The sequence below is a fragment of the Halorientalis persicus genome (genome assembly GCF_900110215.1).
GTDB lineage: Archaea > Halobacteriota > Halobacteria > Halobacteriales > Haloarculaceae > Halorientalis > Halorientalis persica.
On sequence record NZ_FOCX01000020.1, the window covers coordinates 1 to 14407 of the forward strand.

Consider the following 14407-nt stretch of genomic DNA (forward strand, 5'->3'; position numbering starts at 1 on the left):
CATTGAGTTGGATCACAGTTTCGTCAACCGCAACGTGATCCGGTTGGCGTCCGTCTTGGGGCTGTAGATCGGCCTTGTGAACCCAGTTATGAACGGTGGATCGTGCGCGGTGGACACCGAATACCTCAAGAAACGAAACAGTATTCGATAGCGATAGACCAGCCAGATGTAACTGAATACTGAGTTTCATCAGCAGTCGCGGTGTCGCTTCTCGCTCCACAAACTCTAACTCGATCTGGTCTAAACAGCCGTTGAGGCGGTCGGTTTTTGGCATAGAGCACTAAAAACCGCTCCCGCCTCACTTTTCAATCTTATCTGAACACCGCCCCTGAACGCGGGCGGCAATTTAAGCGTGTCCAGCCCCTGGGGCGTGTGTATGTGTCACGGACTCGCACCCGGATTCATCCTGCGCGACGAGATCGCCGAGGAACTGCTGAAAGAGGCCAGAGAAGCGGCCGAAACTGAGACGCCGACCGAGGGGACGCCGTCGTTCGCGACCGACGGGGAACCGGCGGGCGACGCCATCACTGGCGGTGCCACGGACCGCGATCGGCCGACCGGCGGCCCGAAGTAAACTGCGCGGTTGTGCCGACCACTCACTCCGGCGTGGGCTCGTAGTCCGAGCCCACTCGCAAATTCAGTTCTCGCGGGCGGATCGCCATCGTCACTGTCTCGTGTGCGCTGACTTCGCCGTCCCGACTGAACGTGATCGGGCCGTCCCGGCCGGTGACGGTGATCTGGGCGGCCTGGATGTGGGTGACGCCCTCGGTCCCCTGGCCGAGGACGCGATGGCGGACCGCCTCCGAGACCAGATCACCAGCGGGCATCCGCTCGACGACCGCCACGTCGAACAGCCCGTCGGCCATGTCGGCCTGGCCCCCTTCCTCGACGAACCGACGCGCGTTGCCCACCAGCAGACAGATCGCCTCGCCCTCCCAGGTCTCGGCCTCGGTTTCGAGACGCACGTCCAGCCCGTCGAACGACAGTGCCTGCTGAGCGCCAGTGAGCAGGAAGGCGAGCGTCCCGAACCGGGCCTTCAGTTCGCTAGAGGTCGCGACACTGGCTTCGGCGGGAAACCCCGCGATACAGGAGACGAGGAACGGTTCGTCGCCGGCCATCCCCACGTCGACGGTCGCGATCTCGCCGGTGTCCGCGATGTCGACGGCCGCCTCGATCCCCTCGATTCCGACGGTCCGGGCGAGGATGTTGGCCGTCCCGGCCGGGATCACCGACAGCGTCACGTCGGCGAGGTGATCGGCGGCGTCGAGACCCCGGAGGACCTCGTTGATCGTCCCGTCGCCGCCACAGACCGCGAGTTCCGACACGCCCGCCGCGCCGGCCTCGCGGGCCAGCGCCAGCGCGTCCCCTTCCCCCTCGGTGTGGTCGACCGCGAACCCGCGACCGCGGAGCAGACGCGTGACGTACTCGGCGTGATCGCCCGTCCCGCTCACGGGGTTGAGGATGCACCGGCGTGACCCGACCTGCATACCGCTCCCCAGGACCGCCGCGTATTTTAATCGGCTGGCCCGGCCCGGTCGCAGTGAATTCGACGGTTGGACGCCAAGGGTTTTGCCGCCGTCGCGCCTCGGTCGGACTACCGTGCGTATCGTGTGCGACCGCGACGACGGGGTGATGGGCGCGTGACGCTCGCACAGCTGCTCGAACAGTACGTCAGCCTGGGGATCTTTCTGGTCGCGCTGGGGCTGGGACTGCTCAGCTTCGTCGCGTGGCGGCGCGAGCGTGACCGGCGGATGGGGATCGTCACTGCCGGCTACGCGATGTTCGCGGTGTACGGGCTCGTGGTCTTTCTGGAGTACTTCCTCCTGCCGTACGTCCCGTATCGGCTCGTGGAACTGCTCGAACACGGGAGTGCAATCCTCATCCTCGGCGGGTTGCTCGCCTTCTTCGCCGCTCTCACCAGAGACTGAGCGATGTCGGACACCGACCTCGAGTTGGCCTCGCGCCGGGCGATCTACCAGCGTGTCGCCGCCGAACCGGGCATTCACTTCCGGGCCCTGCTGGCGGACCTCGACTACGCGCAGGGAACGCTGCAGTACCACCTTCGGTGGCTGGCCGACGAGAGCCTGATCGAGGAGTCCGACGACGGAAAGTACACCCGGTACTACCCGGCCGCCGAGTTCGACGAGGACGACCAGACGGTGATGAACGCCCTCCGCCGAAAGTACAGCCGGCGCGTACTGGCCCACCTCCTCACCGACGGCCCGCTCTCGACGAGTGAGTTGGCCGACCGACTCGACAAGGCCGACTCGACGATCTCCTGGCACCTCTCGAAACTCGCGGACGCCGATCTCGTCACGAAAGAGCGGGACGGTCGCAGGGTCGTCTACGAGGTGACCGACCCCGACCGTGTCGCGACCCTCTACACCGTCCACCGGGGGTCGTTCACCGACCGGATCGTCGACCGACTGCTGGGGCTGTGGGACAGCTACTGACCCTTCGTGTCGGTCGGCACGACACCGCGCAGTGCCAGTCCACGCAACAGGAGCACGTAGGCCAGAAAGACGAGCGACGGAACTACGAGGGGGCGGACGAGTCCCACCGCGTCGGTGCCGACCGCGACCGCGTGGACCACCCCGAAGACGAACCCACCGTAGGCGAACGCGTGGACGGCCCGGGGTCCCCACGGCCGGTCGAACCGTTTCGCGTCGGTGAACCCGAGGACTGCGACGGTCAACAGGAGGAGCGCGCCGGCACCGACCGCGAGCCCCACGAGGAAGTACGACTGCGTGTAGGCTGGTTCGGGGACCGCGCCGGTGAGGACGAACCACGCGTCGAGTACCCCGAGGCCGGCGTGCAACAGCGTCACGAGCATCGCGAACACCGACAGTTCGACGTGGACGCGTCGGGCCGCGTCGTGGAACGGGCCGAAGGACTCGGTGTTGTAGAAGATGCCGGTCAGCACTGCCAGATACAGCGACGGATAGGCGAGGAGGGCCGCGGCCCGGTCGAGATACCAGACGAGGGTGCTCATCAGGACGCCCCCGTCGTCTCGACCACGTCCGGACACCCGTCGTCGTCCCGGTATCCGTTGTCCGTCTCCGGCCGCTGGGGACACCGGTCCGTCGAGTCGGAGACGCCGTCGCCGTCGTAGTCACCTTGCACCTGGCGGGCCGTCACCGTCTGTTCGACCAGTTCCGTCTGCTCGTCCGTGGTCGCCTGTGCGGCCCGAACGTCGCCGACCTGCCAGACGAGGGGGACGGCCGCCACGACGACGATTACCGCCGCGACTGTGATCCGCTGTTTAGCGGTCCAGGACATGGCTATCGAACCCCCGCGTCTCGTGGAACACGCCGTCGTGGACGACGAGCGCTTCGAGTCCGGTCCAGTCCTCGGCCAGGTCGAGGGCGTCGTCGAGGGGCAGCGCCGACAGCGTCGTCGCGAGCGCGTCGGCCGCCATGCAGTCCCGGCGGGCCAGCACCGTCACCGACTCGTGGCGCGCGCCGAGCCGTTCGGTCGTCGGCTCGTAGACGTGATCGACACCGTCGCGCCGTCGGCGGTAGCTCCCCGAGGTCGCGACTGCCCAGTCGGTGTCGAGCACTCGTAACGGCTTCTCGTCGCCGTAAGGGCTCTCGACGGCGACCGGTCCGGTCGGCGGGGACACGTCGCCGCCGCCGCTGACGAACCCGCGACGACCGACCCCGCCGAGTGCCGCGGCCGCCCGGTCCACGATGTACCCCTTCGCGAGCCCGTTGAGATCCAGCGGGGCCTCGGTGACGATCCGATCACCGTCGATCCGGATCGTTCCGGACTCGAAACGCGCCGGGAGCGAGTCGGCTTCGCCACGAATGTAGGCCTTGAGGTCGTGCTCGACGGTCCCCTGGTGGATGTCGAACACGCCGTCGGTCCGATCGTAGTATTCCAGCCCCCGGCGGACGACGCTGGCGACGTGTTCGTCCTCGACGACGCCGCCGCGGTTCAGCTCGCTGACCGCACTCGCGTCGTCGAACGCGTCCAGTCGGGCCTCGAGCCGCCGGGCCGTACACCGAGCGGCCCTGGCCGCGGCACTCGCCCGGAATCCCGCCGACTGGATCACGAAATCCGTATCACAGCACCGGAACGTGAGGCGTTCGTCACCGACGCGTTCGTACACCGAGGTCGGATCAGTCGTCGTCACCGAACCACTCCTCCTCGTCTTCGTCGGCTTCCTCGTGTTCCGCTTCCTCGTGTTCCTCGTACTCCTCGTGTTCTTCCTCGTCACCGGACTGTGTCTGGACGGCCGGCGTGAAGTTCTGGTTGGGCGTGGGCGCGTCGCCAGAGGGCTGTGCGTTCGTGGGCGTCGAGTCGCCGGTCGTCGGGTCGTCGGGCGAGGCGAGTCCACCGACGGGCGCGCCGAGCGCGAGCGCCAGCATCGCCGTCAGGAACGCGCCGGCGAGCGTAAACGCCACGAGTCGATTGGTGGGGATCGGGAGCCGCATCGTCAGATCACCCCGAGTCCGGTCGCGAGAGAGTGGTTGCGTGCGATCATACGCGTAGAGCCTGGCTGGGGCCTCACATAACCGTTCGCGTCCATCGGTCGAATCGTCGTCCAGTCGTCGAATCGTCGGCGAGACGAGCATCGACCCGACGGGTCGACGGTCGAACTGGCCCGAATCTTCAAGCCGTCAGCGACGCGACCAGTCGTCGTTCGATGCGAACCGACTACGACGCGATCATGGACGACTTCGGGAGCCGGTCCGGGATCGAGAACATGGCCAACGCCGAGCGGGCCGCCATCGAGACCCTGCTCACGCTCGGGGAGTCGATCCCGGCGGCCGAGGCGGACGCACTCGGCGTCGTCCTCCCGGGCGCGCTCGGGGACGCGATCACCGAACACCGCGACACCCACGAGGAACGGACCGCCGACGAGTTCGTCGTGGTCGTCGCCGACCGCGAAGGCATCGGCGTCAGCCCCGAAGACGCCGTGCTCCACACCCGGGCCGCCATCGCCACCATCGCCGCCCACGGCGGCGACGACGAACTCCGGCGCGTCCGCGACCACCTCCCCGAGAGTTTCGACCCACTGTTCGAGACCGCCGAACTCGCGGGCTGAGTCGGTCGGTCGTGTGACGCCCCCGCACGACCACCGACACACTCATAGTTTTCTGTCTCTTTCAGTCCAACACGATGATGCTCCCGACCCACGCCCTGGCGGGGATGGCGCTGGCGCTTCCGGTCGCAGCCGTGGCTCCGGAGTTCGCGCCCGTGGCACTCGCGGCCGGGTTCGCCGGCGGTATCCTGCCGGACCTGGACATATACGTCGGCCACCGGAAGACGCTGCACTACCCGGTGTACTTCTCCGCACTCGCGGGCGGGGGACTCGCGCTCGCGCTGGCGGTGCCGACCGCCGCGACCGTGGGGCTCGCCTTCCTCTTGCTGGGCGCGGCTCTCCACAGCGTCACCGACGTGTTCGGCGGCGGCCTGGAGTTGCGCCCCTGGGAGGGGACCTCGGACCGGGCCGTCTACGACCACTACCGCGGGCGGTGGCTCGCGCCGCGGCGCTGGGTCGGCTACGACGGCTCCCCCGGCGACCTCCTGCTGTCGAGCCTGCTGGCCGTCCCGTTGCTGGTGACCGTCGACGGCGCGCTCCGGCTGGCCGTCCTCGCCGGGCTGGTCGTCGCGGTCGTCTACGCCACCGTCCGCCGCATCCTCCCGACGCTGGCCGAACGGCTCGTCGACGAGTTCGGGGCAGTCCTGCCCGCCGTGGTCCTGGCACAGCTTCCCACGCGCTACCAGCAGGGTGTGAGAATGGAAGACCACTAGTTTCTCGTGGTCGGCGATGCTGGGTCGGCGTGAGATGCAACGGGCGAGTGCGGCCGTGATTCCCCAGATGGCGACCGTTCAGGACGGAGGGCGAGCGTGACAGACGCCGTCGCCGGCCTGGCGCTGGTGTTGCAACTCGCGATCCTCGGGACCCTCGGCGAGGCCGTGCGTCGGTGGAACGTCGCCGCGATCGTGAACGCGCTGTTCGCCCTCGCCGTCGCCGTTCTTCCAGCGGTGGCCGCTGTCCTCGTGCCCTCGGTCGTGATCGATCCGACGGTCCCGCTGTGGATCGCGCTGGCCGGCTTCCTCCACTCGCTGGGGATGCTCGGCCTCTACGAGTCAGTCTGGTGGTGGGACCACCTCACCCACACCGTCTCCGCCGCGCTGGTCGCCGCCCTGCTGTACGCCGCACTCGTCGTCGCCTTCACCCCCTCGACGGGCGTCCTCGCGATCGCCACGCTCGTTTTCACCTTCGCCGTCGGCGTGTTCTGGGAGTTGATCGAACTCGTGGCCCGCGAGGTCGGCGACCGGCTGGACGTAGAGCCCGTCCTCGTCCACTACGGCTGGCGCGACACCGCCTTCGACCTCCTCTTCGACGTGGTCGGCGCACTGCTGATCGTCGGCTTCGAGGTGGGCGTGTTCGTCCCCCTGATCGACCGCTTCCCGCGGGCGGCCGCGACGCTCGTGGTCGGTAGCGGTGGCGTGGTGCTGGTCGGATCGGTGGTGATGACCGCGGTCGTGTGGCCGGTGGAGAACTGAGAGCGTCGCTTTCGGGACTCACTCGCCGTCCGCCATCCCCACCAGCCGCTCCAGTTGCTCGATCCGTTTCTCGGTACTCGGATGGGTCCGGAACACGCCGCCCAGCCCGTCAGCCGCGCCGCGGGTGCTCGTCGCGCGAAACCGCGAGTCAGGCACTGGGCGTCGTGGCGACCCGCGGGCCGTCGAGGAGTTCGTCGAAGACCTTCCGCTCGGCCGCCCGGAGGTGCTGGAGGAACGTCGACTGGGTGATGTCCATCATCGACGCGATCTCCTCGCCGCTGCTGTCGCGGGGCCAGGCGAAGAAGCCGGCGGTGTGGGCGGTCCGCAGCGCCTCGCGCTGGCGGTCGGTGAGCGACTCGTCGATTGAGTCGAGCAGCGTGTCCCGGCCGTCGCGTGGCCGTTCGCGCTCGCGTCGGGCGACGAGATCGACGCCGTCGTGGCGACGCCGCAGCGCCTCGACGAGGACGCGCGGGTTCGCGTCGCTGGGCAGGTCGACACAGAGGCGGGCGTCCGACGGCGAGACCGAGAGCGACCGGATCGCCGCGGTGCCGTGGGTCGCGAGCGTCGACAGGACGGCCCCGTCGCCGAGATCGAAGCGCACGACACAGCCCTCGTCGTGGGCGCGTACCACCTCGGCGTCGGCGAGCCGATCGGCCTGGGCCGCGAACGCGGTCACCTCGTCGCCGCTGGCGCCGGTGATGCTGAAGTACGCGACGAGGTCGTCGCCGCCGGTCGAGACGCGCTGGAGTTCGAGGTCACAGTCCCGGCGGGCCGCCAGCGCGACCAGCGGGTCGTCGGCGTCGGTCACGCGGAACTCGAGTTCGGTGAAGGCGTCGCTGACCAGCGCCTGCCGGCTCTCGGTCGCGTTGATCGCGTATCCGATGGTCTCGCCCAGTTCGGCCAGCACACCCGTCTCGACGGCCTCGAACGCCTCCGCGTCGGGCGCGTGGACGACCAGCGTCCCGTAGGAGACCCCGCGGTGGGCGAGCGGGATGACCGCGAACGGCGACGGCTCGTCGGTCGGGTACCAGTCGGCGTCGGCGTCGGTCGCGGTGACGACCCGCCCCTCGTGGCGGGCGCGATCCAGCGGCGTCGTCTCCGGCGTCTCGTCGAAGGCCGCGGCCAGTTCGCGGACGCTTCCCTCGTCGGTCCCCTCCCAGTCCCGAACGTCGAGACTCTCGTTGACCATGTTCATCCCGCCGATCCAGGCACAGGAGAAGGGATCCGAGGCGAACGTCTCACAGACGGCGCGTTCGATCTCGGCCTGGGTCGTCGCGCCGACCAAGTGCCGGTTCACGTCGCGCAACACCTCGTTGGTGTTGTTCAGCAGGGTGAGCGCCTCGTTTTGCTCGCGGATGCGGAGCTCCCGGCGCTTGCGGTCGGTCACGTCGGTGTCGACGGCGACGTAGCGCTCGATGTCGCCCGCGTCGTCGGTGATCGGGGCGATCGTCATGTCGACCCAGCACTGTTCGCCGTCCTTGCGCTCGTTGATGATCTCACCGTCCCAGACGTTGCCCGACGTGATCTCGTCCCACAGCCGGTCGTAGAAGTCCGCGTCGTGTTCGCCGGACTTCCAGAGACGCGGGTTCTCGTCGACGACCTCCGCGGGACTGTAGCCGGTCACGTCCTCGATGGCCGGGTTGGCGTAGGTGATCGTCCCGTCGGGATCGGTCAGGAAGATGGCGTGTCCGGCGTGTTCGACGGCCTTCCGGAAACTGCGCAGTCGCTCGTTGGCCCGCTGGAGCGAGGCCGTCACCCGGGCTTCCTCTTCGAGGTACTGCGAGAGGTAAAACACGGTCAGCACGGCGAGGCCGCTCACGACCAGTCCCGGGAGCTCTTCGAGGCCGGTCCGGGTCGTCTGGGCCGTCCAGAGCTGGCGGGTCGTCATCAGCGCGAGCATCGCCGTGAGGAAGGCAAAGCGGCGGTCGCGGCTCCGGTGGAGCAAGACCAGCGAGTAGCCCGTCCCGAACAGCCGCAGGAGAATAGAGAGCACGAGGACGGGGTTCACCGCGACCCACCCCCGAGAGAGAGACCGGCCGGTGTCGTCGCCACGTGGTACATAGTCGGCGGTACGCCGATGTGACACAAAAACCACCCTCGAATTCCGAGTGCGTGGGATTCAGCCGCGAGAGCCGCTCAGCCGCGACCCAAACTGTATGGGTGTCCCCATTACCCGGGAATCGCCCCCGGCCGTGACCGCCAAACAGTATGGGTAGCATCCACTCCCGGGAGGGGTGTGTAGGTCACACTGTATGACGCCGACCCAGCCCAGCCACGACGCGTGGCCACAACGGAGGTGGTCTCGATGAGTTCCAACGACGCGATGCCGGGTGTCCCGGACACGCCCGACCGGGCCCAGCTCGACGCGATGGTCGACGCCGAGCAGGCCGACCCCCGCGCCGAACTCGAAGACGTCGACTTCTCGACGGAGTTGGGCGTGGCGATGGCCGAAGACGCCAAGGCGGTCTCGCGCGGTGAGATCACGAGCGAGGAGTACTGGCAACGCTACGACGACCTCGCGGCCGAGGAGTTCGGCGAGGTCTACCACGAGACGCCGAACCCGGCCGTCGACCACGACACCGCCCAGACCATCGAGGACGACGTGGCCGAGTCGCTGTCCTGTACCGTCGGCTCGATGGCCTCGATCGCCGAGAGCCTCGAGGAACCGGCCGGCGACAGCGAGGGTGCAAGCGAGGACGGCGAAGACGACGATCACCGCTGGGGCATGGTGATCGACCTGCAGAAGTGCGTCGGCTGTGACTCCTGTTCGGTCGCGTGCAAGGCCGAGAACCGCACGCCGCCAGGCGTCTCCTACAACGTCGTCATGGAGGAGGAACACGGGGAGTTCCCGAACGTCCAGCGGACGAACGTGCCTCGGCCCTGTATGCAGTGTGAGAACCCGCCCTGCGTGCAGGTCTGTCCCGTGAGCGCGACCTACAAGATGGACAACGGGGTCGTCAACGTCGACTACGACCGGTGTATCGGCTGCCGGTACTGTATGATCGCCTGCCCCTACGGCGCGCGCTACTTCGACTTCGGCGAGAACTACGACGACGAGGTCGAGGGGGCCGGCGAGATTACCAGTCCCGAGTACGGCGTCGACCGGGGCGAGCGCGAACCCAAGAAGTCGCCGGTCGGCAACGTCCGGAAGTGTCACTTCTGTCACCACCGGCTGAACCGCGGCGAGGAACCGGCCTGCGTCGAGACCTGCGTGGGCGACGCCCGCAACATGGGCGATCTCGACGACCCCGACAGCGAGGTGGCGGAGATGGCCGCGTCCACGCGTGCGATGCAGTTGAAAGAGGGCGAGGGAACCGATCCGAACGTCTACTACCTGGAGTGATCACCATGGCAACCGACAGCAAACAGTTCGACTTCGGATTCCGGAACGGCCGGCTCCGCGTGGCCTGGTACGCCCTGCTCGCCGTCCTCCTGCTGGTCGGCGGGTACGCGATGTGGCTGCGACTCCAGGGCGGGATGCGGAGTACCAACCTCACGAGCATCACGCCGTGGGGCGCGTGGGTGGCCTTCTACATCTACTTCGTCGGCCTCTCGGCCGGGGCCTTCCTCGTGAGTACGCTGGCGAACGTCTTCGGTATCGAGCGCCTGCACCGCGTCGACCGCGACGCGCTGTTCGCGGCGATCGTCAGCATGGTCGTCGCCCTGCTGTTCGTCTGGACCGACCTCGGCCGGATGGACCGGATGTGGCACCCCTTCGCCTGGCGACAGGTCACGTCCGCGCTCTCCTGGGAGGTCCACGCCTACGTCGCCTACATCTTCGTGTTGATGACCGAGCTGTACTTCTCGATGCGGTACGACCTCGCCCGCGTCGCCGAGCGCGGGACCGGCCTGCGGGCGCGACTCGCCGGCCTGCTCACGCTGGGCCGCCGACAGCTCACCGACGAGTCCAGAGAGGCCGACCGCACGTGGCTCAAGCGGGCCGGCATCGTCGGCATCCCGCTAGCCATCTTCATGGTCCACGGCGGGACTGGCGTCCTCTTCGCCGTCTCGAAGGCTCGCCCCTACTGGAACAGCGGGCTGTTCCCGGTGATCTTCATCATCTCGGCGGTCCTCTCGGGGACGGCGCTGGTGATGTTGCTGTACGTCCTGCGGACGCGGCTGTTCGACGGCGAGCGGGTCGACCGGGACATCCTCGACCGACTCGCGACGTTGCTGGCCGCGTTCGTCGTCGTCGACGTGGCGCTGACGGCCATCGAGGCGCTGATCGCGATCGTCAGTCTCCACCCCCACGAAGTCGAGACCTGGCGTCTCATCCTGTTCGGGGAGATGTCGTGGTCGTTCTGGTGGTTCATGGTCGGCATGGGCTGGGTGTTCCCGCTGGTGCTGGTCTCGAAACGGGAGTGGCGGCGCACTCCGTGGCTGATGGCGGTGGCCGGCCTCAGCGTCGTGATCGGGATCATCGCCGTCCGGTTCAACATCGTCGTCCCGCCGCAGATCCGCCCCGTCATGGAGGGGCTCCCCCACGGCTCGTACTTCCCCTCCGCTGTCGAGTGGGCGACCAGCGTCGGGATGATGGCGGTCGGCCTGCTGCTGTACACGATCGGCGCGGAACTGCTGCCACTGACGCCACTCGACGGAGGTGATCACTGATGTCCACCGAACCAGACGACGACGAGCGTACCGACTCCGCAGGCGCATCGCTCACCAGACGCGACCTCGTGAAAGCGGTCGGCAGCGTCGGCCTCGTGGCCGGGGCCAGCGCCGCGACCGTGAACGTCGACCTCGACGACCTCTGGAGCGACGACCCACACTACGTCGGGACCGACTACGGCGAGTACGGCGCGAGCGACGTGATCCACACGACCTGCGGGCAGTGTAACACCTTCTGCCCGATCAAGGTCCGCATCGCCGACGACGGAGCCGACAGCGGCCAGTACAGTTCGCTGGTCCGCAAACTCGCCGGCAACCCCTACTCGTTCCTCACCACCCAGCCGTTCGCGCAGGTACCCTACGGGAGCGACCCCGAGGATGTGGCGACTGGCGACCTCGAGGGGACCGGCGACGTCGACACCGACCGCTGGTCGCTGTCGGGCGGGCGGATCTGCCTGAAGGGCCAGGCCGGCATCCAGACGGCCTTCGACAGCTACCGGGTCCGCAAGCCGATGAAACGGGTCGGCCCCCGGGGCTCCGGCGAGTGGAAGACCGTCTCCTGGGAGCAGGCTATCTCTGACATCGTCGAGGGCGACGAGGAACTCGGCCACCCCGGCCTCCGCGACCTGTGGGGGTACGCTCCCCAGGAGGCGGTGATGGCCGACTGGGAGGCCGTCCAGAACGGCGAGATGGAGAAGGCGGACTTCGACGAGAAGTGGGGTGACGACCTGATCGACACCGACCACCCCGACCTGGGGCCGAAGGCGAACCAGATCGTCGACGTGGGCGGGTTCCGGCGCAACTTCATCCGGACCCGGCTGTGGCACCAGGGGCTGGGCTCGATCAACAGCGTCCACCACGCCGGGACCTGCGGGTTCTCCAGCGTCCTCGGGAACGTCCGCTCCCACGACGCCCCCAAGAAGCGCCAGTACCCCGACATCGAGAACTGCGAGTACCTCCTCGTGTGGGGGACCAATCCGATGGTCGCCAACAAGGGACCGACCTGGCTCGCGCCGAAACTGACCAACGCCATCGCGGACGGGATGCGGATGGACGTGGTCGACCCGCGGCTCTCGAAGACCGCCGAGAAGGCCGAGACGTGGGTCCCGGTCGAACCCGGCGCGGACGGCGCGCTCGCGCTCGGGATGGCCCGCTGGATCCTCGAACACGACCGCCACGACCGCGAGTACCTCCGTAATCCATCCGAGAGCGCCGCCGAGACCGACGGCGAGCCGACCTGGAGCGACGCGACCCACCTCGTCCTCGTCGACGAGGAGGCCGGCCCGAAAGCCCGCGCGTCGGACCTTGGACTGGTCGGCGCGGACCACGAGCTGGCCGACGACTTCGTCGCCGTCGACGCCGACACCGGCGAGTTGGGGCCGGTCAGCGAGATCGAGACCGCCGTCCTCGACGTGTCGATGACCGTCGACGGGACCGCGGTCGAGAGCGTCTGGAGCCAGTACCGCGACCGCGTCTTCGAGCACACCGTCGCCGAGTACGCCGAGATGGCAGGTGTCTCGGTCGACCGACTCGCCGAGATCGCCGACGAGTTCACCAGTCACGGCAAGCAGGCGGCGATCATGGCCTACCGCGGCCCGGCCAAACACACCAACGGCTTCTACAACACCCGCGCCATCGCCACCCTCCAGCACCTCATCGGGAACTACGACTGGAAGGGCGGGCAGATCACGCCCTACGCCGGCTACGACACGATGTCCGGCCGCTACGAACTCGGGCAGGTCCCCGACGGCCACTCGCCGTGGGGTATCCCGCTGTTGCGTGGCGGCGTCAACTACGAGGACACCTCGCTGTTCGAGCGCGACGACGGCTACCCGGCGAAGCGGCCGTGGTTCCCCGTCGCGCCGCCACAGGCCACCCAGGAACTGTACGGGAGCGCCGCCGACGAGTACCCCTACGGCGTCGAGGCGCTGTTCATCCGGCCGTACTCGAACAACCACGTGATGGCCGTCGCCGGCGGCGACCGGATCCCAGACATCCTGGGCGACCCCGACACCATCCCGCTGGTCGTCGCCTCTGACACGGTGATCGGCGAGACCAGCAAGTACGCCGACTACATCCTCCCGGAGCCGACCTACCTCGAACGCTGGGAGAACTTCGGCACCTACCCGAACAAGCGACTGGCCGACGAGAAGATCAGCCAGCCCGCGGTCAACGTCGTCCCGGACGCGCGCCCGTTCGAGGACGTGCTGATCGACCTCTGGAAAGAGCTCGACCTCCCCGGCGTCGGCGAGGGTGCGATCCCCGACAGCGACGGGAAGCTGTGGCCGCTCCACCAGGCGGAGGACTTCTACCTGAAACTGGCGGCGAACATCGCCTACTCCCGGGACCCGGTTCCCGACGCCGGCGAGGACGAGCTGCGGGTCTTCCGCGAGAGCCACGAGAAGGGGCTGGGCGAGGCCTTCGACCTCGACCGCTGGAAGCAGGCCGTCACGGCCGCGGAGTGGCCGAAGGTCGTCACCGTCCTCAACCGCGGTGGACGCTTCGAGGAACCGGTCGAAGACTACGACGACCGCTTCGCCGAGTACGGCCACGACTATGACTACGCCGAGCGCTTCCCGGATTCGAACGCCTACGACGGCGAGCAGATGCGGTACAAACTCGGCTCGCGCGTTGATTTCTACAGCGAGGTCGTCCCGAACGGCAAACACGCCTACACCGGCGAGCGCTTCGACCCGCTCCCGCGCGTCGACGACGTGGAACACTACAGCGGCGAGGTGCAGGCGTCGGTCACCGGCGAGGGCGACCCCGATCGACCCCTGCGGCTCATCAACTGGAAGCCACGGACCCAGGGGATGCACCGGACCACCAACAGCCCGTGGCTCCGGGAGACCCGCCCGGAGAACCCGGTGTGGATCAATCCCCGCGACGCCGAGGAACGCGGGATCGAGAACGGCGACGAGATCACCGTCGACGCCGGCCGCCGCGAGGTCGAGGGGATCGCGATGGTCACTGGCGGTATCCGCCCGGGCGTGGTCGGCGCGATGTGGGGCTGGGGCCGGAGCGGCGACGGCGCGACCGCGGAGACGGTCGACGGGACCACCCGCGGCCCGGTCGAAGCCGACGGGCACACCCCCTACCGGTTCGACGAGCCGATGACCGAGGAGGCGGGGCTGGCGAAGGGCCGGGACGCCGGGTTCGCCATCAACCACCTCCAGCCCCTCGACGCGGAACTGGGCGATACCGGCCTGTCGGACCTCGTCGGCGGGAGCAACGCACAGTACGACGCCTTCGTCGAGGTCGAACGGCGGTGATTCCC

The 14407-nt window shown here is 68.3% G+C and carries 16 protein-coding genes and 1 pseudogene; 9 read left to right on the forward strand and 8 right to left on the reverse strand.

Annotation, left to right across the window (positions count from 1 at the left end; translation table 11 throughout):
• Positions 1–274: pseudogene (locus tag BMX17_RS17555) on the reverse strand (IS6 family transposase); the annotation flags it as partial.
• 102 nt (positions 275–376) lie between these two features.
• On the opposite strand from BMX17_RS17555, the gene BMX17_RS17560 reads away from it, so the two are divergent.
• Positions 377–574: a hypothetical protein gene (locus tag BMX17_RS17560; RefSeq protein WP_092662495.1), complete on the forward strand. Its 198-nt coding sequence runs from the start codon at positions 377–379 to the stop codon at positions 572–574.
• Positions 575–596: 22 nt separating this feature from the next.
• Here the strand turns inward: BMX17_RS17560 and BMX17_RS17565 are convergent, their stop codons facing one another.
• Entirely contained in the window at positions 597–1487 is an 891-nt protein-coding gene (locus BMX17_RS17565) for a diacylglycerol/lipid kinase family protein (RefSeq protein WP_092662497.1), read from the reverse strand.
• 153 nt (positions 1488–1640) lie between these two features.
• Here BMX17_RS17565 and BMX17_RS17570 point away from each other — a divergent pair, with 153 nt between their 5' ends.
• Together BMX17_RS17570 and BMX17_RS17575 are read left to right on the forward strand one after the other, a co-directional pair.
• Complete coding sequence (locus BMX17_RS17570) at positions 1641–1928, forward strand: hypothetical protein (protein ID WP_092662500.1); 288 nt, start codon at positions 1641–1643, stop codon at positions 1926–1928.
• Positions 1929–1931: 3 nt separating this feature from the next.
• A complete protein-coding gene (locus BMX17_RS17575; RefSeq protein WP_092662502.1) occupies positions 1932–2453 on the forward strand; it encodes a winged helix-turn-helix transcriptional regulator in 522 nt (173 codons plus the stop codon).
• Here BMX17_RS17575 and BMX17_RS17580 read toward each other — a convergent pair.
• Genes BMX17_RS17580 through BMX17_RS17595 form a run of 4 tightly spaced genes read right to left on the reverse strand, consistent with a single transcriptional unit; the run spans position 2447 to position 4436 of the window.
• Positions 2447–2992, reverse strand: coding sequence for a hypothetical protein (locus tag BMX17_RS17580; protein WP_092662504.1), 546 nt, complete (start codon positions 2990–2992; stop codon positions 2447–2449). The two genes, BMX17_RS17575 and BMX17_RS17580, sit on opposite strands and share 7 nt — an antisense overlap.
• Complete coding sequence (locus tag BMX17_RS17585; RefSeq protein ID WP_092662506.1) at positions 2992–3279, reverse strand: hypothetical protein; 288 nt, start codon at positions 3277–3279, stop codon at positions 2992–2994. Before BMX17_RS17585 ends, BMX17_RS17580 begins: the two co-directional genes overlap by 1 nt.
• Positions 3263–4135, reverse strand: coding sequence for an FAD:protein FMN transferase (locus BMX17_RS17590; protein ID WP_211611383.1), 873 nt, complete (start codon positions 4133–4135; stop codon positions 3263–3265). The genes BMX17_RS17585 and BMX17_RS17590 overlap by 17 nt, the downstream gene beginning before the upstream one ends.
• Positions 4122–4436: a hypothetical protein gene (locus tag BMX17_RS17595; protein ID WP_092662647.1), complete on the reverse strand. Its 315-nt coding sequence runs from the start codon at positions 4434–4436 to the stop codon at positions 4122–4124. Before BMX17_RS17595 ends, BMX17_RS17590 begins: the two co-directional genes overlap by 14 nt.
• Positions 4437–4648: 212 nt before the next feature.
• Between BMX17_RS17595 and BMX17_RS17600 the strand changes: the two genes are divergently transcribed.
• The 3 genes from BMX17_RS17600 to BMX17_RS17610 all read left to right on the forward strand — a co-directional run bounded on the left by BMX17_RS17600 (position 4649) and on the right by BMX17_RS17610 (position 6519).
• On the forward strand, positions 4649–5050 hold the full coding sequence (locus tag BMX17_RS17600) for a DUF2267 domain-containing protein (protein ID WP_092662508.1): 402 nt from the start codon (positions 4649–4651) through the stop codon (positions 5048–5050).
• A 74-nt stretch (positions 5051–5124) separates the two neighbouring features.
• The gene (locus tag BMX17_RS17605) at positions 5125–5760 is read left to right on the forward strand and encodes a hypothetical protein (RefSeq protein WP_092662511.1); all 636 of its coding nucleotides are present in this window, start codon (positions 5125–5127) and stop codon (positions 5758–5760) included.
• Positions 5761–5856: 96 nt separating this feature from the next.
• Positions 5857–6519 carry a DUF2238 domain-containing protein gene (locus BMX17_RS17610; protein WP_092662513.1) on the forward strand — a complete coding sequence of 221 codons (663 nt, stop codon included), beginning with the start codon at positions 5857–5859 and terminating at the stop codon, positions 6517–6519.
• A gap of 18 nt (positions 6520–6537) precedes the next feature.
• Here BMX17_RS17610 and BMX17_RS26305 read toward each other — a convergent pair whose 3' ends face one another.
• Entirely contained in the window at positions 6538–6675 is a 138-nt protein-coding gene (locus BMX17_RS26305; protein WP_170845461.1) for a hypothetical protein, read from the reverse strand.
• Positions 6668–8605, reverse strand: a complete 1938-nt coding sequence (locus BMX17_RS17615) for a bacterio-opsin activator domain-containing protein (RefSeq protein ID WP_211611384.1) — start codon at positions 8603–8605, stop codon at positions 6668–6670. The genes BMX17_RS26305 and BMX17_RS17615 overlap by 8 nt, the downstream gene beginning before the upstream one ends.
• A gap of 219 nt (positions 8606–8824) precedes the next feature.
• Between BMX17_RS17615 and BMX17_RS17620 the strand changes: the two genes are divergently transcribed.
• From BMX17_RS17620 to BMX17_RS17630, 3 genes are read left to right on the forward strand one after another with little or no spacing between them, the layout of a single operon-like run.
• Positions 8825–9862, forward strand: coding sequence for a 4Fe-4S dicluster domain-containing protein (locus BMX17_RS17620; RefSeq protein WP_092662649.1), 1038 nt, complete (start codon positions 8825–8827; stop codon positions 9860–9862).
• Positions 9863–9867: 5 nt separating this feature from the next.
• Positions 9868–11130 carry an NrfD/PsrC family molybdoenzyme membrane anchor subunit gene (gene nrfD / locus BMX17_RS17625; RefSeq protein WP_092662517.1) on the forward strand — a complete coding sequence of 421 codons (1263 nt, stop codon included), beginning with the start codon at positions 9868–9870 and terminating at the stop codon, positions 11128–11130.
• Positions 11130–14402, forward strand: a complete 3273-nt coding sequence (locus BMX17_RS17630; RefSeq protein WP_092662519.1) for a molybdopterin-dependent oxidoreductase — start codon at positions 11130–11132, stop codon at positions 14400–14402. The genes nrfD and BMX17_RS17630 overlap by 1 nt, the downstream gene beginning before the upstream one ends.
• The last annotated feature ends 5 nt before the right edge of the window (positions 14403–14407 follow it).

What these genes read in the sequence shown, in the direction of transcription:
- BMX17_RS17560 (WP_092662495.1), top strand. Translation starts at nt 377, where the DNA reads ATGTGTCACGGACTCGCACCCGGATTCATCCTGCGCGACGAGATCGCC.
- BMX17_RS17565 (WP_092662497.1), bottom strand. Translation starts at nt 1,487, where the DNA reads ATGCAGGTCGGGTCACGCCGGTGCATCCTCAACCCCGTGAGCGGGACG.
- BMX17_RS17575 (WP_092662502.1), top strand. Translation starts at nt 1,932, where the DNA reads ATGTCGGACACCGACCTCGAGTTGGCCTCGCGCCGGGCGATCTACCAG.
- BMX17_RS17580 (WP_092662504.1), bottom strand. Translation starts at nt 2,992, where the DNA reads ATGAGCACCCTCGTCTGGTATCTCGACCGGGCCGCGGCCCTCCTCGCC.
- BMX17_RS17585 (WP_092662506.1), bottom strand. Translation starts at nt 3,279, where the DNA reads ATGTCCTGGACCGCTAAACAGCGGATCACAGTCGCGGCGGTAATCGTC.
- BMX17_RS17595 (WP_092662647.1), bottom strand. Translation starts at nt 4,436, where the DNA reads ATGCGGCTCCCGATCCCCACCAATCGACTCGTGGCGTTTACGCTCGCC.
- BMX17_RS17600 (WP_092662508.1), top strand. Translation starts at nt 4,649, where the DNA reads ATGCGAACCGACTACGACGCGATCATGGACGACTTCGGGAGCCGGTCC.
- BMX17_RS17605 (WP_092662511.1), top strand. Translation starts at nt 5,125, where the DNA reads ATGATGCTCCCGACCCACGCCCTGGCGGGGATGGCGCTGGCGCTTCCG.
- BMX17_RS17620 (WP_092662649.1), top strand. Translation starts at nt 8,825, where the DNA reads ATGAGTTCCAACGACGCGATGCCGGGTGTCCCGGACACGCCCGACCGG.
- nrfD (WP_092662517.1), top strand. Translation starts at nt 9,868, where the DNA reads ATGGCAACCGACAGCAAACAGTTCGACTTCGGATTCCGGAACGGCCGG.
- BMX17_RS17630 (WP_092662519.1), top strand. Translation starts at nt 11,130, where the DNA reads ATGTCCACCGAACCAGACGACGACGAGCGTACCGACTCCGCAGGCGCA.